This window comes from Pseudomonadota bacterium (genome assembly GCA_039193195.1).
GTDB lineage: Bacteria > Pseudomonadota > Gammaproteobacteria > Steroidobacterales > JBCBZW01 > JBCBZW01.
In genome coordinates this window covers 43,127-68,466 of the sequence record JBCCWS010000027.1, presented here as the reverse complement: position 1 = coordinate 68,466, position 25,340 = coordinate 43,127, and the positions used below count along the sequence as shown (strand labels likewise).

At 62.1% G+C, this 25,340-nt stretch carries 20 protein-coding genes and 1 riboswitch; of the genes, 10 read left to right on the top strand and 10 right to left on the bottom strand.

Going from position 1 to position 25,340, the window contains the following annotated elements; all coding sequences use genetic code 11:
• Positions 1–6: 6 nt before the first annotated feature.
• The 4 genes from AAGA68_18430 to AAGA68_18415 are packed head-to-tail and all read right to left on the bottom strand — an operon-like array spanning position 7 to position 4,635.
• A complete protein-coding gene (locus AAGA68_18430) occupies positions 7–819 on the bottom strand; it encodes an ABC transporter ATP-binding protein (GenBank protein ID MEM9387046.1) in 813 nt (270 codons plus the stop codon).
• Positions 816–1,832, bottom strand: a complete 1,017-nt coding sequence (locus tag AAGA68_18425; GenBank protein ID MEM9387045.1) for an iron ABC transporter permease — start codon at positions 1,830–1,832, stop codon at positions 816–818. Before AAGA68_18425 ends, AAGA68_18430 begins: the two co-directional genes overlap by 4 nt.
• Positions 1,829–2,761 (bottom strand): ABC transporter substrate-binding protein, encoded by a 933-nt coding sequence (locus tag AAGA68_18420; protein MEM9387044.1) that lies wholly within the window; start codon positions 2,759–2,761, stop codon positions 1,829–1,831. Before AAGA68_18420 ends, AAGA68_18425 begins: the two co-directional genes overlap by 4 nt.
• Positions 2,758–4,635 (bottom strand): TonB-dependent receptor, encoded by a 1,878-nt coding sequence (locus AAGA68_18415; protein MEM9387043.1) that lies wholly within the window; start codon positions 4,633–4,635, stop codon positions 2,758–2,760. The genes AAGA68_18420 and AAGA68_18415 overlap by 4 nt, the downstream gene beginning before the upstream one ends.
• 146 nt (positions 4,636–4,781) lie before the next feature.
• Positions 4,782–4,982, bottom strand: a riboswitch (cobalamin riboswitch).
• Between the two features lie 405 nt (positions 4,983–5,387).
• Here AAGA68_18415 and AAGA68_18410 point away from each other — a divergent pair.
• From AAGA68_18410 to AAGA68_18400, 3 genes are all read left to right on the top strand, one after another.
• Entirely contained in the window at positions 5,388–6,689 is a 1,302-nt protein-coding gene (locus tag AAGA68_18410) for an AAA family ATPase (protein MEM9387042.1), read from the top strand.
• Between the two features lie 233 nt (positions 6,690–6,922).
• A complete protein-coding gene (locus AAGA68_18405) occupies positions 6,923–7,366 on the top strand; it encodes a magnesium chelatase (GenBank protein ID MEM9387041.1) in 444 nt (147 codons plus the stop codon).
• A 366-nt stretch (positions 7,367–7,732) separates the two neighbouring features.
• Complete coding sequence (locus tag AAGA68_18400) at positions 7,733–8,233, top strand: hypothetical protein (GenBank protein ID MEM9387040.1); 501 nt, start codon at positions 7,733–7,735, stop codon at positions 8,231–8,233.
• A 487-nt stretch (positions 8,234–8,720) separates the two neighbouring features.
• Here the strand turns inward: AAGA68_18400 and AAGA68_18395 are convergent, their stop codons facing one another.
• From AAGA68_18395 to AAGA68_18375, 5 genes are all read right to left on the bottom strand, one after another.
• On the bottom strand, positions 8,721–9,017 hold the full coding sequence (locus tag AAGA68_18395; GenBank protein ID MEM9387039.1) for a type II toxin-antitoxin system RelE/ParE family toxin: 297 nt from the start codon (positions 9,015–9,017) through the stop codon (positions 8,721–8,723).
• Positions 9,004–9,258 (bottom strand): type II toxin-antitoxin system ParD family antitoxin, encoded by a 255-nt coding sequence (locus tag AAGA68_18390; GenBank protein MEM9387038.1) that lies wholly within the window; start codon positions 9,256–9,258, stop codon positions 9,004–9,006. The genes AAGA68_18395 and AAGA68_18390 overlap by 14 nt, the downstream gene beginning before the upstream one ends.
• Before the next feature lie 1,118 nt (positions 9,259–10,376).
• On the bottom strand, positions 10,377–10,844 hold the full coding sequence (locus AAGA68_18385) for a hypothetical protein (protein MEM9387037.1): 468 nt from the start codon (positions 10,842–10,844) through the stop codon (positions 10,377–10,379).
• A 487-nt stretch (positions 10,845–11,331) separates the two neighbouring features.
• Positions 11,332–11,628, bottom strand: a complete 297-nt coding sequence (locus tag AAGA68_18380) for a type II toxin-antitoxin system RelE/ParE family toxin (protein ID MEM9387036.1) — start codon at positions 11,626–11,628, stop codon at positions 11,332–11,334.
• A complete protein-coding gene (locus AAGA68_18375; protein MEM9387035.1) occupies positions 11,615–11,872 on the bottom strand; it encodes a type II toxin-antitoxin system ParD family antitoxin in 258 nt (85 codons plus the stop codon). Before AAGA68_18375 ends, AAGA68_18380 begins: the two co-directional genes overlap by 14 nt.
• Positions 11,873–13,177: 1,305 nt before the next feature.
• On the opposite strand from AAGA68_18375, the gene AAGA68_18370 reads away from it, so the two are divergent.
• The 6 genes from AAGA68_18370 to AAGA68_18345 all read left to right on the top strand — a co-directional run bounded on the left by AAGA68_18370 (position 13,178) and on the right by AAGA68_18345 (position 23,638).
• Positions 13,178–15,100 (top strand): integrin alpha, encoded by a 1,923-nt coding sequence (locus AAGA68_18370; protein ID MEM9387034.1) that lies wholly within the window; start codon positions 13,178–13,180, stop codon positions 15,098–15,100.
• A gap of 222 nt (positions 15,101–15,322) precedes the next feature.
• Positions 15,323–17,248: a hypothetical protein gene (locus AAGA68_18365; protein MEM9387033.1), complete on the top strand. Its 1,926-nt coding sequence runs from the start codon at positions 15,323–15,325 to the stop codon at positions 17,246–17,248.
• A gap of 540 nt (positions 17,249–17,788) precedes the next feature.
• Positions 17,789–18,427 carry an RpiB/LacA/LacB family sugar-phosphate isomerase gene (locus AAGA68_18360; GenBank protein ID MEM9387032.1) on the top strand — a complete coding sequence of 213 codons (639 nt, stop codon included), beginning with the start codon at positions 17,789–17,791 and terminating at the stop codon, positions 18,425–18,427.
• Between the two features lie 964 nt (positions 18,428–19,391).
• Complete coding sequence (locus AAGA68_18355; protein MEM9387031.1) at positions 19,392–20,444, top strand: biotin/lipoate A/B protein ligase family protein; 1,053 nt, start codon at positions 19,392–19,394, stop codon at positions 20,442–20,444.
• Between the two features lie 609 nt (positions 20,445–21,053).
• On the top strand, positions 21,054–21,998 hold the full coding sequence (locus tag AAGA68_18350; protein MEM9387030.1) for an alpha/beta fold hydrolase: 945 nt from the start codon (positions 21,054–21,056) through the stop codon (positions 21,996–21,998).
• A complete protein-coding gene (locus AAGA68_18345; protein ID MEM9387029.1) occupies positions 21,995–23,638 on the top strand; it encodes a serine protease in 1,644 nt (547 codons plus the stop codon). The genes AAGA68_18350 and AAGA68_18345 overlap by 4 nt, the downstream gene beginning before the upstream one ends.
• 109 nt (positions 23,639–23,747) lie before the next feature.
• On the opposite strand, the gene AAGA68_18340 is transcribed toward AAGA68_18345, so the two are convergent.
• Positions 23,748–24,593, bottom strand: a complete 846-nt coding sequence (locus tag AAGA68_18340) for a PhzF family phenazine biosynthesis protein (GenBank protein MEM9387028.1) — start codon at positions 24,591–24,593, stop codon at positions 23,748–23,750.
• Positions 24,594–24,723: 130 nt separating this feature from the next.
• Here AAGA68_18340 and AAGA68_18335 point away from each other — a divergent pair, with 130 nt between their 5' ends.
• Positions 24,724–25,179, top strand: a complete 456-nt coding sequence (locus AAGA68_18335) for an Lrp/AsnC family transcriptional regulator (protein ID MEM9387027.1) — start codon at positions 24,724–24,726, stop codon at positions 25,177–25,179.
• Positions 25,180–25,340: the final 161 nt, after the last annotated feature.

Here is a 25,340-nt window from a genome sequence, read left to right as displayed (position 1 = left end):
GAGACCTCAGGCACCACCCACAGGTGATGCCGCATCCAGCAGGCGAACACCGAGACCGTAGGCGGGTGATTCCTCCACACTCGCTTCCATGCCGAACACCGTGCGTAGGCGCTGCGCGGTCAGGGTCTCCCTCGGCGAGCCGTCCGCGATGAGCTGACCGTCGTGCAGCCAAAGTAACCGGTCAGCGAAGCGGGCTGCTAGCGCGATATCGTGCAACACGACGAGCGCACCACCGCCCCTTTCTACGTACTTGCGCAGCAGCGCCATGACCTGAAACTGGTGCAGAGGATCCAGCGCTGCCACCGGTTCGTCGGCGATCAACCACGGCGTTTCCGCGGCGAATACCCTCGCACAGTGCACTCGGGCCAACTCGCCGCCGGACAACGTGTTCGTGGCACGTTGCGCGAACCGGGTGAGGTCGCAGGCGTGCAGGGCGCGAGCGATCGCCGCAGCATCCTGCTGGTTCAACCGTCCGGGCGCCGCACCATAGGCGAAGCGACCAAGTGCGACGGTGTCCTCGACGAGCAGTGGCCAGGTCATCACTCTCGTCTGAGGGAGGTAGGACAGCAAGCGAGCGCGCGCTGTCGCGGACAAATGCCGCGGCTCTTGGCCGTCGATCAGCACGCTACCCGCGTTCGGCGTGGTGAGGCCGATCGCACAGCGCAATAGCGTGGTCTTGCCCGCCCCGTTAGGGCCGATCAATACGACGAGCTCGCCGCTCCCGAGGCGCAGGCTGATGTCGCGCAGCAGCGAGCGTCCGTCCAGGGTGACCGACAAATTGTCGATGCTGAGGGAACTTCCCGGACCGGTCGCCGTCATGAGCTGAATCCGCCGGCGCGCCGACGCAAGGCGATCCATGCGAACACCGGTGCCCCCGCAAGGGCCGCGACGACACCAAGCTTGAGTTCGCTCGAGGTTGGAAGGACGCGCACGCCAATGTCGGCGACCAAGAGCAATACGCCACCAAGCATGCCCGCCGGCAACAGCGTACGGGCCGGATCGTGGCGTACCGATGGGCGCACCAGGTGGGGCGCTACGATGCCAACGAACCCGACGGCCCCAGCGAGGGCCACCGCGCCGCCTGTGGCGAGTCCCGCGCCGATGATGGTCGTGAGGCGCGCCTGGCGTAGATTGACCCCCAGGGCGTACGCCGCCTCTTCGCCCAGTGAGAGGGCGGTCAGCGAGCGGCGGGCGAAGAAGAGCACACCGATGCCGGTGGCCATGAACGGTAAGGCCAGGGCGATATCGCGAAAACTGCGATTGGCGACGGTGCCGAGCATCCAGTTGATCATATCGGCCAAGGAGAACGGATTCGGGGCGAGGTTCATCAACAGCGTCATGAGGGCGCCGATGAAACTCGATACTCCAACGCCAATCAGAATCAGCGTCACCACAGACTGCACTCGCGCCGCAGTCGCTGCCAGGAGGAGCGTGGCTAGGATGGCGGCGCCGGCAGCGGCAAGGGGGATGGCAAAGGCGCTGCTCGCCGCCAAACCGTAGTAGATGACCACAGTCGCCCCAAGGGAGGCCGATGCGGAGACCCCGAGCACGCCAGGCTCGGCGAGAGGATTGCGCAACAAGCCCTGCAGGGCGGCACCGCTCACGCCGAGTGCGAGCCCCACGAGCATCGCCGCCAACGCACGCGGCAGGCGAATCTCCCACACCACGATCGCATCGCCCGGCGTACCGGCGCCGATCAGGGCGGCCACGATGCGATCCGCGGGCAGCGCTGTGCTTCCCAGCAGAACGGCAACGAACAACCCCACTAGAGTTGCCACGCTGAGGCCAACGATCAACCATGTCTCGGCAGAACGGTTGGCGGATGTGTTCACCTCACCGCCTCCCGCCCGGCAGCGGCGAGTGCCTCTACCGCTTCCACCAGGAACCAACCGCCACACGATACCCACGCGGAGTCCAGCGAAACACTGGGCAGCTCCCGCAGCTGGCGTCGAGCGACGGGGTGTGCCGACGGCGACCACGCATCGGCATGGTTCGTTTTGGTGTCGAAGAAAGCGAGCGCGAGAAGACCGGGGCGCTCGTACGCCAACCGCTCCAGCGGCAGGGGATGCCAGCCCGGCTCGCGTTGGAAGTTACGTAGTCCCGCAGTTTGCATCATCTCGTTGATCAGCGTACCGGATCCGGCGCTTACACCCGATGGGGTCATGTAGAGCGCTTCAACGGGCAGCGGCGGTGGCTCGATGGCCGCTAGCCGACGGTCCATGAGCGATGCCAGGCGCTGTCCCCGCTGCGCCACCCCCAGCGCGGCCGAAAGCTCGAGCAGATTGCGACGCGCATCAGCGATTGTGCTCACATACGGCACTTGCAGTACGCGCACGCCTGCGCGCTCCAGGAACGTCCGAGCATTTGGGCCGCCGCCATAGAAACGGACTACCAGATCGGGTTGCAGGATCAGCACGTCCTCGGCGCGGGGGTGAACGCTCGGCAAACCGCGAGCTTCATCCCGTACCCAAGAATATTGCTCGGTAGCGTCCGGAGAGACTCGCAGTATGCGGTCGCGTTCTACAAGCCCTACGACATACTGATCGGCACAATAGTCCAGACTGATGATGCGCCTCGGTGCGCCCGCGCGCTCGGTCCCTTCGCCGGTCTCGGCGACCGGCGCCGGTTCACTGCCGTCGACGACCGCAGCAGACAGGACAGCGGTGTTGGAGCCGCACCCGTACAAGGCGGCACCCGTCAGCGCAAGGGTCAGCGCGCAAGCAACTGCTCCGAGCTTGAGTGGCTGGCGCGCCGGGATCACAGGCGTCCCCGGAACCCGATGGTGCCGGATATCCCCGGCGTGCCGTAGCCGAAGATCTGCTGGTACTGCGCGTCGGCCGCGTTCTCGAGTCGCCCAAATACCTCATAGCGTTCCCCGATTGCGTAGCTCGCGCTGGCGTCGAGTCGCAACCAACGCTCGACGACACCGCGGCTATCGGCCTCTTCCCCGTAATAACGGGCCACAACGGACGCGGAGAATGGTCCCTTCGGCGTGAGCGAAAGCTCCACATCACCGGAGTTCTGCGGCACGCGGACCAGGCGGGCGCCCGTGTCGTCACGAGCCTCGATGTAGGCGTAGGTAAGTCCGAGGCCCAGGATTGGTGTTAGCTGTACGGCGCCCGCGATCTCGAGGCCGCGATTGGTGGCACCTGGAACGTTGTCATAGCCTCCGATTCCGAAGTCGAAGATGATCAGATTCTCGAAGTCCTGCTCGAACCAGGTCGCGCTAAGGCTCGCCCGCGAGTTCACACGCCAGTCGAGCCCGACTTCCCACGAGTCGCTCGACTCCGGCTGCAGATCCGAGTTGGGTTCGCTGGCGCCACAGCAGAAGAACGTGGTTTGGAAGAGCGTAGGCGCTTTGAAGCCTTGCCCCCACGCCGAACGTAGGGTCAGCCCGTCAAGGGGCGTCACCGCCAGCGACGCGCGCCCTGTAGTTTCCGCGCCGAAACGCTCGTGATCGTCGCGGCGTATGCCGGCGGACACCGCCAGGGCGTCAATAGGCGAGTACTCCCACAGCCCGAACACGCTACCGATGGAGGTGTCTTTGTCGGTCTCGGTGCCCTCGTGCTCAGCGCCCAGGGCGATGCGGTGCGCTTGCGCCGGCCGGATTGTGGCTTGGCCGCGAAACACCGTGCGTTGACCGTCGGCGGTGAAGCTAGAGATGCCGTCGGTGAAGTTCTCACGCTCGATATCCGCGTAACCGAACATTCCCATCAGGTCCAAGTGATCGTTCCATAACCCATCGAAGCGTGCTGTGAGCGTGGCGGAGAGCTGGCGGCTGTCGCCCACTTCATCGCCGTCGACGACGCCGGTCTGCGAGCCGAAGCTGTCGAACTCGTTCTCTGCAGTGACGTAGCGGATCGTGGCTTCCAGGCGTCCGCTCGCGGGCAATTCGACGGCGCCGGTCGCGTTCACGGTAAGTGACTCGAAGCCGTCGTCCTCCTCGTTGCCATCGGCTTCATCAGCCTTGGAGATGCCGTCCGTCCGGATCCCGCTTAGTGCCACTCGGAACTCACCGCGATCGAAGCTGCCGGCCCCCGCGACGCCACTGCGGAGCGTGCCGAAGGATCCGCCCTCAAGAAAGCCGGAAAGCGGCGGCGCGAGCTCACCGCGATGGGTGATGATGTTCACGACGCCGCCTATCGCATCGGAGCCCCACAGCACCGACTGGGGGCCGCGCAGCACCTCGATCCTGGCGATGTCAGCGGTGTCCAGGGACGCGAAGTTGAATCCACCCCCTGGCGATGACGGATCGGTCACCGGCACCCCATCGATCAAAACAAGCGTTTGCTCGCTAGAGGCACCCCGGATCCGAACCGACGCGAGCCCGCCGAAGGCACCGTTTTGGTTGACGGTGACGCCGGGCACGGCGGCTATAGCATCGATGGCGAAGTCGTAACCGCGGCGCTCGATGTCCTCGGCCGTGATCACGGTAACGCTCGATGACACATCGGCGGCGGGGGTGGGCAAGCGCGTGCCCACCACGATCAGATTCTCGATCGGCTGTGCGCCGATGACGGCCGGCGCAGGGTCATCGGTCGACTGCGCGAGCAGGTTGAAACTGGCCCCCATCGCGGCAATCGCGAGGAAGCAAGACGTAGTGACCCGGTGCGGATCACTTGAACAGATCGGCATGATGATCTTCCCTGATGGCGCGGTTGCCGCCGCATCAACATCGACAACGAAACGACCCCGCGGCCGGGCGTACCGGCGTGGCAACGGGGTGCACAAGTCGCTGCGTGGGAATGATCTATTCCTGTCCTGAAGGGCTGGACCCGGCCCCGGACGAGCGACGCGATGGCAGGTCTACTGACTCACGGGTCGTCGCCTAATGGCAGCAGCCTTCCCAGCGCCGGAGAGGATCCGGTGGGCCAGTGGCATGTTGCTGCCGGCTCTCCGCTTACAGTTGCGGGCACAGTCCCGGATTCGCACCGGGTTCCCTATGAAGTTCTTCTCAGAACACCATCTGTGCGCAATATGGTTCATGGGTTGGCGGCTGTCAATCGATGATCCCAGGTCATCGCAGGTGAAGCGGATCGTCTTGATCGAGCGGGCTCCCGGCCACGTGCGTGAGCTCCAGGAAAGGGGCACGGGGGCGTAGGCCGGCGAGGCCGCGGCGCCCGCGGGAGGTTGAGTTCGGGGAGTACTCAGCGCCAGCACGCCCTGAGAGGTTGCGATGGACGGGCGAGCTGCGGTGTCCCACGCGCGTGGGTAGGTCGCAGCGCGGCGGCGAAAGTGGGTAAGCTCTCCGGAACGAAACCTTAACCCTTACCTTACGGGTTTGACGGGCACGGAGAGGATCGGCGCGTTGCCGTTGCCCTGAGCCTTGCTAGGCAATGGAATGATCGGCGTTGTCAGGTATCGGCACGCCAGGTAGGAGAATCACCATGGACAGTTCTGCGGGCGCCGAGTCCATCGTGCGCCCCCATTTCCCGTTCTCAGCGCTGGAGGGTCAGCCGGCGCTGCAGCGCGCGCTGCAGCTGTGCGCGGTGGATCCGATGATCGGCGGCCTGCTGATCGAGGGACCACGAGGAACGGCCAAGTCCACCAGTGCCCGCGCCCTCGCGACGTTGCTTCCCGATGGGGCGAGTTTCGTCAATCTGCCGCTGGCAGCGACGGAAGAGCAAGTCGTGGGCTCGCTCGACATCGACGCTGCGCTCAAAGGCGACGGTGTGCAATGGCGTCCCGGGCTGCTCGCTCGGGCGCACGGTGGGGTGTTGTACGTGGACGAGGTGAACCTGTTAGCCGATCACCTGGTGGACGTGCTCCTCGACGTGAGCGCGAGCGGGGTGAACATCGTCGAACGTGATGGCGTTTCGCACTCGCACGCAGCACGGTTCGTGCTGGTCGGCACCATGAACCCGGAGGAAGGGGACCTACGCCCGCAACTACTGGATCGCTTCGGCCTCTACCTGCATCTGTCCGATCCCAGCGATAGTGCGACACGCCAGCGCATCGTGCGCGCCAGGTTGCAATTCGATGCGGACCCGATGGCGTTCATCGATCGTCATCAGGCAGCCGAGGCGACTTTGCGTACGCGACTGGCCGCGGCGAAGGCACGCCTGAACCAGATCGACTACACCGATGGCGATATCGCTCGAGTTGCTGAGTTGTGCCGTGGAGCCCAGGTCGAAGGCGTACGCGCCGACCTCACGCTGCTACGCGCGGCGCGCGCAAACGCGGCGCTGGAAGGGCACTCGCGGATCGTCGAGCGGGACGTGAACACAGTGGCACCTTGGGTGCTTGCCCATCGCCGAGGCGACGGGAATCGGCTGCAGGCGGCGGGGCCACCGCCTCCTGGTGCGCGGGACGGCGGTGACTCGTCGTCGCCGTCGACGCCAGACGACACCGCGGGTGGAGAGTTTGAGGGCGGGCACGACGGCGATCGCGCTGAGGCGCATGGCGCAACGGCTCCCGTGGGCGCTCGCGATGGAGAGACAGGAAGCCAGGGCGGCGTGCGATCGCGAGCCGAGCAACGCGCCAGTGTCGAGGCCGAAGGGCCGCGACTGTCTGAAAGTCGGGACCCAGTACGCGGGCCCGAGCGACCTTCACCGAACCGATCGAATGCATCAGGCAGCATGTCCGACTCGGGCAGATCCGAGTGGGGTGCACTGAGCCCGACCCGAGTGCCCGCGCCTGCAGCCGTGAAGGGCGTTCGCCCGCTACCTGTACCCCGAAAAAAAGCCTAGCCTGGCAGCAAGGCGAACGCCGAGTGCCTGCTGTCAGGATGCGCTCACGGTCGAGCGATCGCGGCGCCCGCGGGCCCCGCACCGACACGGATGCGACGGGCGCTGCGCTCGACTGGCCTCGCACCCTGGCAGCCAAGGGCGCTACTCGCTTCCGCACAGGGCACCTTCGCTTTCGCGAACGGATTCCAAGCGGCGCTACGGTTCACTGTTTCTTGGTCGATTGCTCCGCTTCCATGATGCGAAGCGGCGGGTTGGCGCTCGCGAAAGCGATGTTGCAAGTGTGGTCTGAAGCGTTGTACGGCACGCGTGAGCCGATCGTCGTGATCGGCTTTGGGGGGAACAGCGCACAGCTACTCAAAGCGCCTGGCACCGCGCCGCTTGGCGCCACCTGGATCCGCGCGATTGAGGGTGGCGGCGGTACACCTATCGTTGCGGCGGTTTCCACTACTGAGAAGACCCTGCATCGACTGCGCCGACAATCACCGACTGCTCGGATCGCATGCTGGCTGCTGACCGACGGGCGCTTTACGGTCCTGCCGGCCCCGCCGACGGGGGCGGACTGGTGTGCGGTGGTGGATTTCGATAGTGGCCGGCTGGCCGTGGGGCGGTCCAAGGAAGTGGCGTCGCACTGGTCCGCAACTTACATGTCGGCAAGCGAACTTGTCGAGCAGACCTAGCGATCGGCTTTGCCATTCTAGACGCGGTTCCTCAACTCGGGGACTGTCCGATGAGTTCGCCGCGATACGTTGCGAGCAGGACATTGAGCGCAGCGAGCTACGCTCTAGGGCGAAAGAGAGAAGCGAAGCAACGGGGGCAACCTGTCGCTTGCTTCCACGGTAGTCAACTATGTTTTAGAGAAGGATCGCACGAACCCGCATGCGTTCTCGCTCCATGTGGATGCGCTCGATGAACTACCTTAGCGGCCTCCCTTGCTGGTCTTGGCCGGGTCAGGGAAGTCGCAAAGACTGTGCTTGGGTCAGCGACTTGTCGAGGAGCCGATCAATGTCATCGTGAGACCAGGTGCTCAAGCCTGGAGAACAACGATGGCTTACAGAATCGATGACAATCCGTGTCTGCTGTGTCGTGGGAACCGCGTCTACAACTACGGCCGCATGGGAGCAAGGCCCGACGAAGTACTGCTTTGGCGATCCCGCAACCGGGTGATCGTCAAGGTCAACGCTAGTGGCGACGATCCCCGCGACGTTGCGCAGTTCGATCGCCTAGTCGCCGAATTGACAGCCCTTACGGTGGCCCGCACGGTCTGGCGTAGTCGTTTCGGTGGCGCCGAGATTTGCGCCTACCTCGTTTACGACGGTCCGGTTCATGTGGCGGTCGACGTAGACTTAGTCGCATTGCGCGCTACGGTTGATCACTATCTTGCGACCTCTCGAGCAGAGGACCCGAAGTCGGTACCCGTCCACGTAGTCGCCTACGCGTTGCTCCAAAGAACTCTGTGCTCGCCCGAGTTGAGTCATGCGCGTCGTGCCGTCCAGAGCTTCGAAACCACCTCCTGCGACCGACTGCCTGAGGGTCGACGCCCGTGACTGCATGCAGCTGTCCAAACTGCGGGTCGCACGACACACAGAAGCTCTCGGTGGGCTACGCGCAAGGCATGCGCGTCATCGAAGATCGCGTTAGCTACAGCGCATGGTCGAGACGGTGCGCGCCGCCGGAGCCGAATCCAATTGTCCCTTGGTGGGTGCCCGCTCTGGCGCTCGTCTCACTCTTCGTGCTGTATCCGGCTGCGCAGCCGATTCTCGAGGGTGAGGAACTGATGGTCGTTCTGCGTGCCCTGCGTTTTAGGATCGCGCTCTGGTTACTCGGGGGCCTGCTTTTGGTTGTTGTCGTTCGCCTCATCGCGAACGGCTGGTACCTCTGCACCGCTTTCCGTATCGAATACGAACAGTGGCGCCAGAGCTGGATCTGTCGAAGATGCGGAGTGAGATACATCCCGAGGAGCGATTAAGCACCACTACCTGTGGCCCTAGCAGCAGCACGCCTTTCGCCTGTCAGTCTTCGGTCACCGGGCCGCTACTCATCAAAGGCCGTGGCGAGGTCCTCGTTGCCTAGCACGCGCACGATTAGGACGTCGTCGTTGGGCTCGATGCGGTAGTAGATCGCATGGGCTCGGAAGACGGAGCGCCGGTAGTTGCCGGGAAGGTCGCGGATTTCGGGCCAAAGCAAGGGCTGTTCCGCGATACGAGCGATCGCATCGATCATGCCCTCGGCGTAGCGATCAGCCTGGTCTACGCCGAAGTTGAGTGCGCCGTAGACGTAGAGGCGATCTAGGTCGTCATCGGCCCGGGCACTGAGCCTATATCTTGCCATCCGCTTTCAACCGCTCGCGTGCCCCGCGGAAGACTTCCTTGGGCGTACGCTCGCTAGTTCCGCTCTCCTCGCCTTCGAGGAGCGCGCGGCGTAGCGCCTCGCGCTTCTGCTCCTGCTCCTCGATGAGACGCAGCCCTTCGCGGACCACCTCGCTGGCGGAGCCGTAGCGGCCCTTGGCGACCAGGTCGGATACGAAGCCGGTGAAGTGATCGCCCAGATTGATGCTGGTGGTTTTCGGCATTGCTGTCCCTCCGTTACTAGATATTACCACTCTGCAGTAAATCTAGTCGCCCTGACGTCGCTCCGCTGATCGATGTGCGCCGGCCCGAGTTTGGTCGATATCCAGTCAGCAAGTAGTTGATCTTTGGACGCAGTGAGTGACCGAGTTCTTCTACATGTCTGGAAGAATAGAATGTCGCTAAATCAACGGATTACGGCTTGGTTTTGTCCGTACATAAGAGGGCAAGGAGTTAGTAAGTTCGAACCTCGCCGCTCCGACCAAATCTTCTCATCGTGCGGCGCGCACAGACGTGAGCAAGGCCTAGCGTGGCAGTGCCTTCGGGAACGATACGCGCGCCTCACTCGCCTGCCGAACCCGAAACCCACCCGTTCCCGGCCGAGGGATTGGTAGGGAGCGATGAGTGATTCCTAAGCGCTCCATCGCAGCGCATTTGCATGCGAGTTGGCAAAGCTGGTCACCCGCGGCCTGCTCTTCGCGGCTCTGCCTCCGGGCAGCCCCGGCAATGACTCGGCGCGCGGGACTCCCACGCGGTGGTCCCCGCAGTCACACCCACCACAACCGCAAGCTACTGTTCCGCTTTCCCGCATCTCGTAAACTCACACCCATCCCTTGCTATACAAATTGTTGATTAGGCGACGGAAGTTGAATCAGCCTTGCTGACTCTTAATCAGTAGGTTCGGGGTTCGAGTCCCTGATGCCCCACCATTTTTTCGGTCACTTAGCATCGAGGTAGGTTCCTCCCTACACCCTCGAGAAATCACACCCACCCCAGCGCTAGTGCCTGCTCTCTTACCCCCTACCTCACGGGCGTGATGCGCCGCTCCCGCTGGAGCAGGGCAACATACCAAGCGATTCGGGACGCGCGTGATTAGACGCCGCCCAGGATCGCAGATCGTGAAGCGTGAACGACACCTTCAGTCGACGCATCGCTGCGTGCACGCTGGATGCTGACCACGGCTTGGCCGGGTAGCGATCCTGAGCAAACACTTGCTCGCACTGGGAATGTTTGAGCGCCTCGCGAATGAGCGCACGGGGTAGGTCCGTCCACTCGATGACGTTGCCAGCGCCCGTCTTGCTCTCGGCGCACCGTATCCCGTCGGGCGTTACCTGGTCGCGCGTCAGGCGATGAGGTCCGCCTGCCGGGGCTTGGCTATCAGCGCCTGTGCCGCGAGTGGGCGTCGGAACGCAGTTGCCGCAATTTCAAGCGCGGCGTTGATCTCCTCGGTGCTTACCACTCGATTCCGTGGGCGCTCGCGGTTTCGAGCGATCCCTTTGCAAGGATTCGACTCGGCGATCCCCCGGCGCATGGCGTAACTCGAAGACATCGGAGCACGGAGCGGTAACGGTTGGCCCCTTACAGCGGCCATACGGTGCCTCATCTGCGCCGCGTGCGAGCGGCCTATCTGTTCGGGCTTCATCTGACCGAACACAGGCATTAACTTGCCGACAATCCGACCGTGCTGTGTCGACGGCTTCTTCTGCGCCAGACGCGTGCTCTCCAGGTAGTCCACGAACAGTTCGCCCATGGTGCCAACTGGCTGCCCGGTCTGGAGTTGGCGCTCGACCTCGGCCAGGCGCTCGTACATCGTCGCTAGCTCTTCCTCGACACGCCACAACTTCGAGTCGATCCGGCGGCCTTCACCGATTCGCCTTCGGAACCGGTAGGACCCATCTCGGATGCTCACGCCATCGGGAAGCGGTGGTCGCTTGCTCACGTAAGCGTCTCGAAGTTTGGACCAGGCTCACCCTTGTCGAGCTGCGGCGCACGGTCTAAGCCCAGGGCCTGGATGCTGGCAATCAGATATCGCGATCGGAGGCAAAAGATTTGCGCTTCAGGCGAAAAGATACGTTTTCCAGTGCTGGTAAGTGAATTTCAAGAATTCAGAAGCTTTCGAATTCGATCGGTCAATGATTTCTGTATGCGGGGGTCAAGGGGTCTTTGGCGCGATAGTTAGTGACCTTAAGTCTGTAACTTGCTGACTCTCACTTCGCGGTTGGAATGCTCTCGGGGTAGTTAGTGACCTAAAACGCGCAAGTGACTGATTGCTCAATGGCAACTTATCGCTCAGGTCGCTAGCGGTCGAACGCAGCGGCAAGGTCCTCGTTGCCTAGCACGCGGACGATCAGAACGTTGCCACTTGGCTCGAGGCGATAGTAGATCGCATGGGATCGGAACACGCAGCGCCGGTAGTCGCCGGGAAGGTCCGGCACTTCTGGCCAAAGGAGAGGCTGCGCTGGGATGCGAGCGATAGCATCGATTAGCCCCTCAGCGTAACGGTCAGCCTGGTCTAGGCCGAAGGTCAGTGCACCGTAGACATACAGGCGATCGAGGTCTTCGTCGGCCCGAGCCGTGAGCCTATAGCTTGCCATCCGCTTTCAACCGGGAGCGGGCTCCTTGGAAGATCTCCTTAGGCGTGCGTGTGCTCGTTCCGCTTTCCTCGCCCTCGGTGAGCGCTTGGCGTAAGGCTTGGAGCTTCTGCTCGCGCTCTTCGATGAGGCGCAGCCCCTCGCGGACGACCTCGCTAGCGGAGCCGTAGCGGCCGGTGGCCACGAGGTCGGAAACGAAACCCGTGAAGTGATCGCCCAAGTTGATACTGGTGGTTTTTGGCATGATCGTTCCTCCGTTACTAGATATTACCATTCCGTAGTAACTCTAGTCGCGTCCGCGCACGCCTACGGACCTAAGCGCCAGGTGCGGCCTGCGATCCGCCAGACTATGTTCTCAAGGGAGAGCCGTTCCCCTCACTCTGGGACCGAAGATCTGATAGACGTCGGCCTATCTGGTGCCGCAACCGATACGCCGGGTGGTAGAACGCGATGAGTGATTCCTAAGCGCTCCATCGCAGCAGCATTCGCAGGCGAGTTAGCAGAGCTGGTCAGGCGCGCTCGCCCTTGGCGACCTCTGCCTCCGGGCAGCCCCGGCGCTGACTCGGCGCGCGGAAGCCCAACACGCGGTCCGAGAAGTCACACCCACAACAACCGCAAGTTGCTGTTCCGTTCTCCAGCATCCCGCAGACTCACACCCATCCCCTGCTATGAAAATTGTTGATTACGCGGCGGAAGTTGGACGAGCCTTGCTGACTCTTGATCAGTAGGTTCGGGGTTCGAGTCCTGATGCCCCACCATCTCTCTCTTGGCGCCTGAGTATTCGGCCAAGTCTTGGAGAGATTCAACCAGAAGTGACGCGTTGGCGGTTCTAAATCCGTCTCCGCGCTCGTGCGTCAACCGGTCGCAGCATGCGAGTCTCAGCACGGTTTTCGTGTTCAAGAACGGGTGAGGCCCACAGACTCCAAGGACTTGTGAAGAAGTCGACAGCGGTTCGAGTCGCGTCCTCGAAGCTGATCCTAGTCCGCCTCCTTCCTCGATCCGCTCCTCAAGGGCAAGTCCTTGTTCTTCGTGATGGCGGAGCCGCCTCGTAGGCTCGCCAGTCAAGCCGACAGCTCAATAATAGAGTCCCTGGCCTCAAATCGGCCTTCGCTGGCGTGCGGTCACCGACGGAATCGTATGATGCAACGTCCGTCGCGACGCCGAACCACGCGGTAGGGTTGATGGAGATTCCGGGTACCTTCGGGCGCAGCCCCCCGATGAGTCGCGGATCTGCGTATCGCGTTGCGAGAGCGAAGAAGTGAGCGTAACGCAGATGTGTTGGCCGGAGATAGTCCTCTTCGAGGAGAATCGGCGCCTTTAACGTCGGGTGCTGCGAGGCAGTGCCGCCGGTCCACTAGGTGACCGTGGACCACCCCATCTCACTCCGCCTGATGCTTCTCCTGAAACGGTTCGGGGCGTTACGTTGACCGGTGGGGCGCGCTCAGCTCTCCATGCTATCATTTTCCGTAGTATTCACCAATGCAACGAGGAGAGAGCAGTGGCCTGTGTTGGATCCTGTACGCCATCAAGCACTTTGAGTAGGTCGGTCAGGGTGGCGCTCCTCGGTGCGACGTGTCAGGTGGCCGGTGCGATCGTACCGGCCGCCCTCGCGCAGACCGAACAACCAAGTATCGATCTAGCTACGTTGCCATCCGATGCTGGAACTCGCCTTCTCGGCCAGTCTACTGAAGAGGAGTTTTTCGGCTACTCGGTTGCAGCTGTTGGTGACGTGAATGGCGATGGCATTGATGACATCGCGGTTGGTGCAGTCGGATCAGACCGAGACGGGGAAGAATCGGTAGGAAGGGTGTATGTCGTACTAGGGCGACAAGACCTTGCGGACGGCAGTGACATTGAGCTTGAGGGATTGGATTCGCCACTCGGGTTTGTCTTCGAGGGGGTGCAGACCAACGACTTGGTAGGTGGCGCGCTTAGTGGCGTCGGTGATCTAAACGGTGATGGTTTTGATGATGTTGCGATCGGGGCATTCTTCGCTGACTCTGAGGTTGGAGCCGAGAACGATACCGGTCAGGTTTATGTCGTCTTCGGGCAAGGCGAGCCTTTCCCATCGGAGCCTCTGACGAAACTCGACCTCGACGGAGCGAACGGCTTTACTGCGAAAGGACCATTCCCGGACGGCATTACGGCTGCGGTTGCCGGCGCCGAGGATGTGAACGGAGATGGGTACGACGATCTGGTGATCGGAACAACCGATGCATATCCGGCCGATGTCCCGAGCGCGGGGCAGGGCTACATAGTCTTCGGCTCACCTTCAGTGGGAGCGTCTGGATCCGTTGACCTCGTGAGTCTTCGGGGTTCATCAGGAGCCGTCATCAATGGTGTGGAGCCGTTCGCCGATCTCGGTAGATCTGTCGGAGGTGGCGGTGACGTGAACGGTGATGGCTTGGGAGACGCCGTTTTTGGTGCGTTCGGTGCGGCGCCCGGCGGTGTAACGTTAGCAGGACAAGTTCACGTGGTGTTGGGCCGTAGAGAGCCGTTTCCCCAGAGACTCGAAGTATCGGAACTAAACGGTTCAAACGGCTTCACGTACGAGTGTACCAAGCAGGGTGCTAGGTGCGGGATCTCAGTCGACGTTCTCGGTGACCTCAATGCAGATGGGTTCGACGATATCGTGTTCTCTGGACCGGGTGCCAACGTAGAGGGTCGCGTAGATGCTGGGCAGACATACGTGGTGTTCGGAGGGGCGGACGTTGGCGGCGACGGCACGCTCTCTACGGACGACTTGGTAGCAGCGGTCGGCGTGATCATAAACGGCGCAGGTGAAGGTGATTCGTCCGGCCTGCAAGTGAGCTCCTCGGGAGACTGGAACGGAGACGGAATTGCCGATCTTGTTATCGGGGCCGCTGGCGCTTCGCCGCTTGGGCGGGCGTCGGCCGGAGCCGTCTACCTACTGTTTGGGAGCCCCACCTTCGGCAGCGAGGGGGCGCTAAACCTAGCCGACATTACCCCTTGGGAAGGTCACATCATACTCGGAGCGACCGCGGGAGAGAGCGCAGGTTTCTCAACGACAGGGGCCGGTGACTTCAACGGGGATGGAGCTGACGATCTTCTCATTGGAGCCTACAACGCGTCGCCCGGTGGCGTTTCCAGAGCTGGCATTGCTTACGTGTTGTGGGGACAACCCGATGCAGACGGCGACGGCATAGTCGATCCTCTCGATAACTGTCGGGACCTGGAGAATGCTGACCAACGCGATTCAAACGCAGATGGGTTCGGCAATGTGTGCGATGCAGACCTAAACGATGACTGTGTAGTGAACATTCGCGATTGGCTATTGATGCGAAATGTGCTGGGCACCAGCGATGCCGACGCTGACATTGACGGGGACGGCGTCGTGACCGTCGCTGATGCCCGTGTGCTGTTTCAGAATCGACTTAGCCCGCCTGGCCCGAGTGGCATCACTGATCGGTGCGAGACAACTTATTCAGATCGCATTGACGCGATTCCGCAGTAGCCTGTTCATGGCATAGACAGCTAACATCATACGCAAGCATGCGCGCAGGCTTGCTCATCCGCAGCCTGGGCACGTCGGCAACACTCCTATTCCACCGCTCCAATGAGGGGCTGGACCGACCAGGGCTACCCTGGAACGCCGTTCGGCCATCTCCCGGATGGCAACTACGTCGACACCCGGTCGCGTACGATGGACCTTAGACAGTTGACAAGGAGCATAGTGATGAGCCGGCCGCAGTCGTTTGGCATGTCCATTACGTTGACTAGGTCAGTCAGGCTGGCGCTCGTCGGTATGTCGTGTCACGCGGCCGGCGGTGACCAGCTGCAAATCGATTTAGGGAGCTTGCCGCCTTCTACCGGTACGCGGCTGCTGGGGTCGGCAATCGAAGAAGACTTTTTCGGCTACTCCGTTGCGCCGGTCGGCGATGTCAACGGAGATGGAATCGACGACCTCGCCATTGGCGCGATTGGATTTGATCAAGGCGACCAGCGCACCGCGGGTCGAGCCTATGTGCTGTTCGGAAGAAGCGAACTGGACGCGCTTGAGGAGATCCGCTTGGACGCACTGGAATCCTCTGAAGGGTTCATTTTTGAAGGGGTCAAAACAAGCGACTTCGTTGGGGGTTCGTTGAGTGCAGCTGGGGACTTAAATGGAGATGGTTTCACAGAAGTCGCGATCGGGGCGTTCTTCGCGGATTCTGAGATTGGCGCCGACAATGACACCGGACAGGTATACGTGGTGTTCGGGAGTGACGGTCCGTTCCCTGAAGCCCCCCTCACCAGATCCGATCTGGACGGAACCATTGGCTTTATCTTGCGGGGGCAGTTCCCGGGTGGAATCGCCGGGCAAGTGGCTGTTGCGAATGACGTCAATGGAGACGGATACGATGACCTTATAGTTGGCGCGACTGACGCATACCCAGCAGACATCCCTAGTGCGGGACAGGGCTATATCGTGTTCGGCGGACCGTCGATAGGGCAGTCCGGCTCTGTGGAGTTGATAGCGCTGCGAGGAGATACCGGAGCCGTGGTGAACGGGGCTGATCCATTCGAAGATATTGGGCGAGCTGTTGCCGGTGCAGGGGATTTGAACGGAGATGGCTTCGCCGATGTAGTCTTTGGGGCGATTGGAGCATCTCCAGAAGGGATCTCGTTGGCGGGTCAAGTTCACTTCATTTTTGGGAGCTCCTCACCTTATCCGCAGCGAGTGAGCGTCTCGGAGCTCAATGGTGCTAACGGGTTCACCTTCGAGTGTGAGCAGCAATCTGGACGGTGCGGGCTTTCCGTATCGGGGGTTGGTGACGTGAATGCTGACGGCCTCGATGATGCAGCGTTCTCGGGGCCCCGTGTCAACCGTGATGAGGATTTGGACGTTGGCGAGACGTACGTGGTCTTCGGATCTGCGGTGGTCGGTGGGAACGGTCTTCGCCGAGTTAGCGAAATCGATGGGTCCAACGGTGTTCGTGTGATCGGCGCTGCCGCCGGCGATCAGTCCGGTGTGCAGGTGAGTTCGCCGGGTGACTGGAACGGCGATGGGACCGCGGATCTTCTTATTGGTGCCCCCGGAGCATCGCTTCTCGGCAGGGACACTGCTGGTGCCGTCTACCTCTTGTTCGGCAAATCCGACTTCGGGAGCAACGGAGAGATTGCCCTAGGTCACTGGGATCCAAGCGACGGCGTGGTGTTTGTCGGTGCCGACCCCGGTGATAGCGCGGGCTTTGCCACCGCGGGTGGTGGCGACTTCAATGGGGACGGGGCTGACGATCTACTTATCGGCGCCTACAACGCTTCTTTGGAAGGCGAGCCCAGGGCGGGTGCTGCGTACATCCTTTGGGGGCAGGCAGGTGCAGATGCCGACGGCGATAGCGTTTCTGATGGCCTTGACAACTGCAGTGAGACGCCAAACGCAGATCAACGCGATAGCAACGCTAATGGATTCGGCAACGCGTGCGATGCTGACCTGAATGACGACTGCAGTGTCGACATCCGCGACTGGTTGGTGATGCGAGGTGTGCTAGGGACAGGGAACGCGGATGCAGATCTTGATGGAGATGGGATCGTGAATGTCACAGACGCGCGACTCCTGCTTGAGCGTCGACTCCAACCGCCCGGACCCAGCGGCTTGACCGAGAACTGCCGTGGGGAATAGGCCGCCTGTCTAAGTGGAAAGGAAAGGGCCACCGCCGCCCCCTCCACTGATCGAGGATCCACCTACATCAAGCCCCAGCTCGTCGCCGGGCGAACCCAATTCCTGAAGCTGCTCCAAGCCTCGCGATCCGGAGCGAACACGCGGTCGCCCTGATAGTGCGTAAGTGCCTCGCGTACGCGGAGCGCTGAACGCTGGTTCTCTGCGCAAAACGAGGTCTTTCAGCAACCTAGCTAGTGTCCTGTCTCGTAAGTTCGTTAAAGAATTCGCGGGTACTTTTTGCCCCTAGGCACGTTGCTCCTCCTCCCGTGGGGCCTGCCACGCTCGTCCTCCCGCCGCGCCTAGGAACAAAAAGCCCCGTGCGACTCCTTCAACGAACTTACGGGACAGGACACTAGCGCTTGGCGTACAAAAATGTCCTCAGGACAAAAACTTGCGTGACGAGTCCGGTCCTCGAGCGGTGACGATTCATGCGCGTTTTTCGATTATTCTCAGGCAAAACGCGCCGGGCCCCACGCCCCATACATGGAGGAGAAGAAGCGGATGAAGATCGCATTAGTCATCGAAAACAGTCAGGCTGCAAAGAGCAGCGTGGTCCACCGGGCGCTTAGAAATGTTGCGGAACCGCTGGGGCACGAGGTGCACCACTACGGCATGTACGGGCCGGACGATTCTGCAAGCCTCACCTACGTGATGAACGGTTTGCTGGCTGGCATCTTGCTGAACTCAGGCGCGGCCGATTTCGTAGTGACTGGCTGCGGTACAGGCATGGGCTCGATGCTCGCGTGCAATTCAATGCCTGGCGTGTTTTGCGGCCTGGTGATCGATCCCACCGATGCCTTCCTGTTCGGGCAGATAAATGACGGCAACGCCATGTCCATGCCCTACGCCAAGGGCTTCGGATGGGCCGCCGAGCTCAACCTAGAGGATTGCTACAGAAAGTTGTTCGAGCACGAACGCGGAGTAGGCTATCCCAAAGAACGTGCGGCGATCATGGCGAAGAACCGAGGGATCCTATCTGAAGTCAAGGCCGCTTCAACGCACGATATGCCAACGGTGCTGAGAAAGGTGGATCAGGGACTGCTCAGAGACACGATCGCCGGGGAGAAGTTCTCCGAGCTGTTCTTTGCGAACTCCCAGGATGCAGAGATCTCTGACTACTTGAAGTCCGTCTTGCGGTAATTTTCGGGCGTCGTAACTACGCCTTCTGGGGGCTTAGGGCTGTGCCGCTCGTCTGCTCTTGCGCGCGCGTGGCGTCCACTGCATGCTCTGACCAAGTGATCTCACTAGGTGGAACCAACGCGGCTATCTGCAAGCGTGCTACCCGGTTTCAGGCCGCGTGCAATAGCTTACTTGGCGTGGGGGCGTAGGCCGCGTTGGCGGTGCGGCTGCAGGCTCTGTGGAGGGGCGGTTATCAATTGCGCGCCGTGACCTTGTCATCTCGACCTAATTCACGGTCAAGCTAGCCTTATCGATTCCGCGGCGAACACCTCGGAACCGTTTCTTAGGTCCGCAGGGCATGAAGTCGTCGAAGCGGGTGTCACCCATCGGCGTGCCGGCGGCAACCCGAGGTGTCGGCAGCGTCGTATCCATCTGGTCGGGCATGTCGCCGCAACAGTCAGGGAGAAGGTGATGGCGACACGTTCGCTGCGATGTTCGCGATACAGCTCGTAGCCTGCGCGACATGACGTGCCGATACCCCCTCCGCAAACCCCCGATGCCTGGGTCACGCTCGTGCCAAGGCGCGCATCGATCGCGACTTCCTCCGGCCATGTCAGGCACGCCAGTTGGTAACTCAGTCCATTCGAAATACGCGAAGTGCGGTGCTCTGAGCGCCTCGAGCCTCCTCACCTAACGCCCGTTAGTGGGCGGCGGGGCATGTTGTTCCGGTGGAGGGTGCACTTAGTGGTAGGCTCCTCGCTCCATGCCGACGATAGCACCGACGTTCGCACGTGCTGTCGATGGAGTATTCGGTTCATCGACGGAGCATGTCCATCTGCCGGGAGCCACTGTCCGCGATGTCGCCGAGTCACGGCAACGTCGTGGCAACATCGCAGTTGTGACCCCTGCTCGTGATCCGACGTTCTGTGGATTGGTTCTGGCGGGTCGCCAGACGTTAACACGCAAATAGGGAAGGCGCTTAGCAATGCACGGCGAGTACAAGGTACCCAACGGCAAACTCGTGGTAGTCGACCTGGAGGTGCGCGAGGGCGCGTTGACGCAGGTGCAGCTCGCGGGGGACTTTTTCCTAGAGCCTGCCGAAGCCCTAGGGGACCTGGTCGGGGCCCTGGAAGGTCAGTCGGCGAGTGCAACGGTGGCGGAGCTGGTGACCGCCCTGGAGGCCGAGCTGCGCCCGGGCGCCGCGTTGATCGGCTTTAGCCTGCAAGCCGTTGCCATCGCCGTGCGCCGCGCACTCGGCGCGCATAAGGTCTGGCAGGACTTCGAGTGGCAGATTCTTACTGAGGAAGGGCCTTACTCCCCTGCCATGCACCTCGCCCTCGACGACGTCTTGACCAACGAGGTAGACGCCGGTCGCCGAGCACCCACCTTGCGCTTCTGGGAGTGGGACCGAGCGGCGGTGATCATCGGCGCCTTCCAGTCCTTGCGCAACGAAGTGGACCTAGAGGCGGCGGCGCGCCACAGCGTTCAGGTCGTGCGCCGGGTGACGGGCGGTGGCGCTATGTTCATCGAACGTGGCACGGCGATCACCTATTCCTTGTACGCACCTGGCGAACTCGTCAGCCACCTGAGCATCCCCGACTCCTATGCGTTCTTCGATAGCTGGATATTGACGGCGCTGAACGCTCTGGGAGTTCAGGCCACCTACAAGCCGCTCAACGACATCGCGAGCCCCGAGGGTAAGATCGGCGGCGCGGCGCAGAAGCGCTACCGACGTGGCAGCGTCTTGCACCACGTCACCATGGCCTACGACATGGATGCAGGGAAGATGATGGAAATCCTGCGTATCGGTCGCGAGAAAATCTCCGATAAGGGCATCGCGAGCGCGGCCAAGCGCGTGGATCCGGTCCGCAGCCAGACGGGTTTGCCGCGAGAGCAAGTCATGGACCACATGGCCAAGACCTTCATCGATTTGTACGGCGCGAAGCCCGGGCGCATCGACCCGGCAGAGCTCAGCCTTGCTCAGGGGTTGGCAGAGGAGAAGTTTGCCAGTGACGCTTGGCTGCGGCACATCCCCTGAAGGGGATCAGTGTTCCTTCACGGTACCAGTCGCGACCTGATCTGATGGTCATCGACCTCGATGGCTGTGCGGTTCTCAGATGAGTCTAGCGAACTGACCTTCTTCTCCCGCAAGCCGCGAACATCCGCAGCATGGGCATGGGCGGCCTGCCGCAAAGCACCTTTGACCTGTCGCCCTCGACCTGTCGCGCCTCGCCCGGGTCGAGGCGCCGGTGAATTGGCTGGAACGAGGTCGATCAATGGCTCTGTGATGGCCCACCGTCTCGTGTGGGCGCTGTTACAGCTGCCCGAAGCTCCGATACCCTGGTCTGGGTAAGGCGGCGGCGCTGCGGAGGTTGTCCCCCTGGGGGCCGGGCAGACTACGCCAGTCGGCGCGAGTGTCTCCGGGCCAGCGAACAGTAATCGAGGGGCCAATCCTCGCCCCTCGACGCCCTGCTCGACGCACGCGCGTGGCTTGAGCGTCGGCCGGTGGCGTTTGACCACCGTTGGCATCGCTGGACGCTTTCGAGTGATAGCGGCCTTCAGTAGCCAGCCGACCAGCAACCGGTCGGGGGGCGCCAATGAGCTGGGAATGATCACAAGACTATTCGAGACCCGCAGAGGCAACTGAATGACACACATCACCTTTATTCACGGTATCGCCAACAAGCCACCGGCTGACGAACTGCACGAGCGCTGGCGTCGGGCGCTGGCTGATGCAGACGGCATCGACCTTGGAACGCACAACATCTCCTCTTCGTTCGTCTACTGGGCGGACGTCATGTACGCGTCCCCGTCGAGTGACGACTCGGACCACGAGCGTGTCGGTGATGACATCGTCGATGAGCCGTCCGATGATGACAGCAGTTGGCATGCTGAGATGCCCGCCGAGAACCAAGACTTCATAACGGCGTTGGCAGCGCGACTGAACTACGAGGCTGAAGCGCCCGACGGCGATGATGCCTACGTGCCACCGCCTTCAGACGAATCTGGGTTTGAGCGCATACCCTTGCCGTGGGCGATCAAGCGGCGGCTGATGAAGGCACTGCTCAGGGACGTGCATCACTACTTGTTCAACGCGCAAAGCACGCCGAGGCCTGGTGAGACGTACCGGGTGCAAGACGAGATCCGTCGGCGCTTCGTCGAGACCCTTGCGCAGGACGCCGATGCCAACGGTGGAAACGGCCCGCACATCGTTGTGGGTCACAGCATGGGCACGGTGATTGCGTACGACTGCCTAAAGCGTGTGGCGGCGTGTCCCGCCGTCGACGGCTTCATGACCCTCGGTTCGCCGCTCGGCATCGATGAAATTCAGGACAAGCTGTCGCCGGAGTGGACGCGCAATGACGGGTTCCCGAGCAAGGTGGCGGGCGAATGGGTGAACGTCGCCGATCGCCTCGATCCGGTGTGCATCGACACCCGTCTCGCCAATGACTATCGACGCAATGGCCAGAGCGTGGTGATCGACCAGCGCCAGCGCAACGGCGGAAAATGGCGGCACGATCTGCACAAGTATATGTTGCAGGACGAGCTGCGCGAACACATGGCACGTCTGCTCGGCGTGATTTGGCCATGACGTTTCGGATCCGGGAGTTCAACGATGCGCTCTTCGACGCGGTCAGCACCTTCGACCAGAGCAAAGCGGAGGAACTGTCGAACGAGCTGATCGACCACATCATTGAGCGCGATGATGCCTACCCGGTTCAGGAAGCGGCGAAGGCACTCGGCTTGCTCAGGCGCCGTCGCTACTTCGTCCTGATGGAGCGCGTTGCCGATGCGCTGATCCAGAACGGTCAGCGCGGGCCCAAGGTGCGCCGCCTGTACGCTCAGGCACTCATCGATCAGGGACGACTGACCAGCGCTATCTGCGTGCTCGAGCGCCTAAAGCACGATAGCGACGTAGGCGGAGCGTGTGCTGACCCTGGGGAGCACGCAGAGGCCCTGGGCCTGCTAGGCAGGAGCTACAAGGACCTGTACATCAACGCAGCCAACCCCCAGCGAAGCCGACACCGTGCCTATCTGGATAGCGCAATTGGCTACTACAAGCAGGTCTACGATGTGAACAGCGAAATGGCTTGGCACGGCATCAACGCGGTGGCCCTGCTGCAGAGGGCCGATCGCGACGGAGTCGACGTGAGGGGAATTGCGGACCCCAAGCGGGTGGCCCAGTCAATGGCCAGCCAAGTCCTCGCGGAGATGACCAACCGGCTGCAGATGGACACGGCGACGCGGTGGGATCACGCGACGGGCTTAGAAGCCTGCATCGCCCTAGCGAAGGATGAAGAATCGCTCGAGTGGCTTGGCTCCTACATTGGCGATAGGAACACGGATGATTTCGAGCTGGGCAGCAGCTATCGTCAACTGACCCAGGTTTGGCAACTGAAGACCAGCGAACCGCTCGGCGCCAAGGTACTTCCGGCGCTCAAGGCTGCCCTGCTCGAACGGAAGGGGGGCGACATCGAGATCCCCGTGGACGAAGCCAGCCACGAGGGAAGCGGTGTTCTCAAACTTGGTGAAGGCTTCGAGAGGCGCTTCGGAAGCGATGGCTTTCAGACGTTCTCGTGGTTCAACAGATGCATGACTCGGGCCCGATCCGTCGCCCAGATTCTGACTGATTTCGACGAAGCGATCGGTACCGGCTTTCTAGTTCGCGGTGGTGACCTATACGAGGCTTGGGGTGATGAACTCCTGATCCTGACCAACGCGCACGTGGTTTGTAGCGACACTACCGTCAGCAGTGCGATCCGACCGCAGCACGCCAGGGTCACGTTTGAACTTTGGAAAGGCGGTCCACAGGCCTTTGAGGTTGAAGAGCTATGGACATCAAGGCCGGACAAACTGGATGCAACGGTGCTGCGACCGAGGGTTGATCTGGCGGGCATCGAGCCGGTTCCGGTGGCAGGCACTCTACCTGCCAGGGATGGCAAGCAACGCGCTTACGTCATCGGTCATCCAAACGGCCGCAAGCTGTCGTTCTCCATCCATGACAACCACCTTCTTGACTACGACGAGCGCCTGATGCACTACCGCTCGCCGACTGAACCGGGCAGCTCCGGCAGCCCGGTGTTCAACGCGCGTTGGGAGCTGATTGCCTTGCATCACCGAGGCCTGAAAAAGATGCCGAAGCTAAACGGGCAGGAGGGGACGTATCCTGCGAACGAGGGGATCGTCATTGATGCGATCGTGGAAGCACTTGGTACTTCGTCGCTGTCCTGACCCATCCGGAGCGACTAGCCGAATGGGCGCGCGGGAGTATCCATGGCCATGGGTGGGTTGATACCCCTGCGCCTGCGCTTCTCGCCGGTTGATCGCACTAGCTGCGCGCTTACCCCGTTGCGATCATCCGCACTTCCCCCGAGACGCTCACACCGCTCCCAGGCGTATCACCCAAAGCGACCTCAATCAGCGATGGACTCCCCATGTCTTCGCCCTGGCGGATCTTGAATGCCCCACCGTGAGGCCAGGCCTGATCCCGTAGGTAGCCCGCGAAAGCGGCGGCCGCCGCGCCGGTGGCGGGGTCTTCGAGGACGCCACCGGAGGCGAACGCATTGCGTGCGATGAAGGTCTGATCGTGTTCGATGAAGACGAGCATTACCGTCACCCACCCATGCCGGCGCATGAGCTCGCGGCCCTCGGCGAGGGAGTAATGCATGCCGGCCACGGTGGTGCGCGACTTTAACGGCAGGACCAGGTGATCCGCGCCACCGTGAATCCTCGCAGGTGCAAGGCGTGGGTCGAGGTCGGACGCCGTCAGCGAGAACAGCGATAGGGCCGCCTGCAGCTCTTCTGCCGCGACCTCTCGACTTCGAGTGGGGGGCGAGGTGAGCGTGGCGATCATCCGATCATGCCCGCCTTCGGCATCCACGGTGACGGTGGCGTCATTCAACGTCAGTGTGTAGGTACCAGCACCCCCCCGCTGCCCGAGCACGGCGCCTAGGGCGATGGTGGCATGCCCGCAGAAGGGCACTTCCGACTCCGGCGAGAAGTACCGCACCCGCCACTGCTTGCCGCTAGCGTCCTGGGGGAAGGCAAAGGCGGTTTCTGAATAGCCGACCTGCGCCGCCACCTGTGCCATGGCCGCTTCGGTGGCCGCTTCGCGAAGCAGCACGACCCCGGCTGGGTTGCCGCCCTCGTCACCTTGGCTAAAGGCCGCAAATCTCTGGACCTCCATGTTGCTCTCCTCTCGACAGTGTTCACGTGGGAATAAGCCTAGCCGTCGCGCACGCTGCTGTCCCATGGAAGTCGAAGGAATATTGAGCCCATGATTTTCGATTCGTGGGCTGCGGTGTTAGTTTGCTTTCATGGCGAAGCCACTCGACAAAATCGACCGGTCCATCATCGACTTGCTCGAGCGAGATGCGCGTGCCAGCCTTGCGCAGATCGGCAAGACCGTTGGTCTCACGGGGCCCGCGGTAGGCGAGCGACTGCGCCGAATGCGCGACTCGGGCCAGCTGGGCGGCTTTGTCGCTCGCGTGGACTTGGCGGCCCTCGGTTACCCCATTCAAGCGCTGGTGAGGGTGAAACCACACAGCGGACAGCTGTGGGCGGTGGAGCGCATGATTCGAGACGAGCGCAGATTCGTCTCCTGTGACCGTGTCACGGGCGATGACTGCTACGTGGCACGCCTAGTCCTCGCCGAGCTCGCCGAGCTGGATGAGATCCTATCTGCGCTGCACGAGCGGGCGGAGACGACCACGTCGCTGGTGAAGTCGTCGATCTTTGCTGATCGGTTGCCGCCGCCCAAGCCATCGGTCTGACAAAGGTGTCGGCCTGCGGCGGGCCGTGGTGCTGCAGGCATGTTAGGTGCAGTGGCCGGGCCTCGCCGCCTGGGGTTTGGCCTGCCCGGTGGGGACCACCGCACTGAACTGACCAAGATCCAGACGGTCCACCCTCTGGGTGAACATCGGGGATCCCTTAT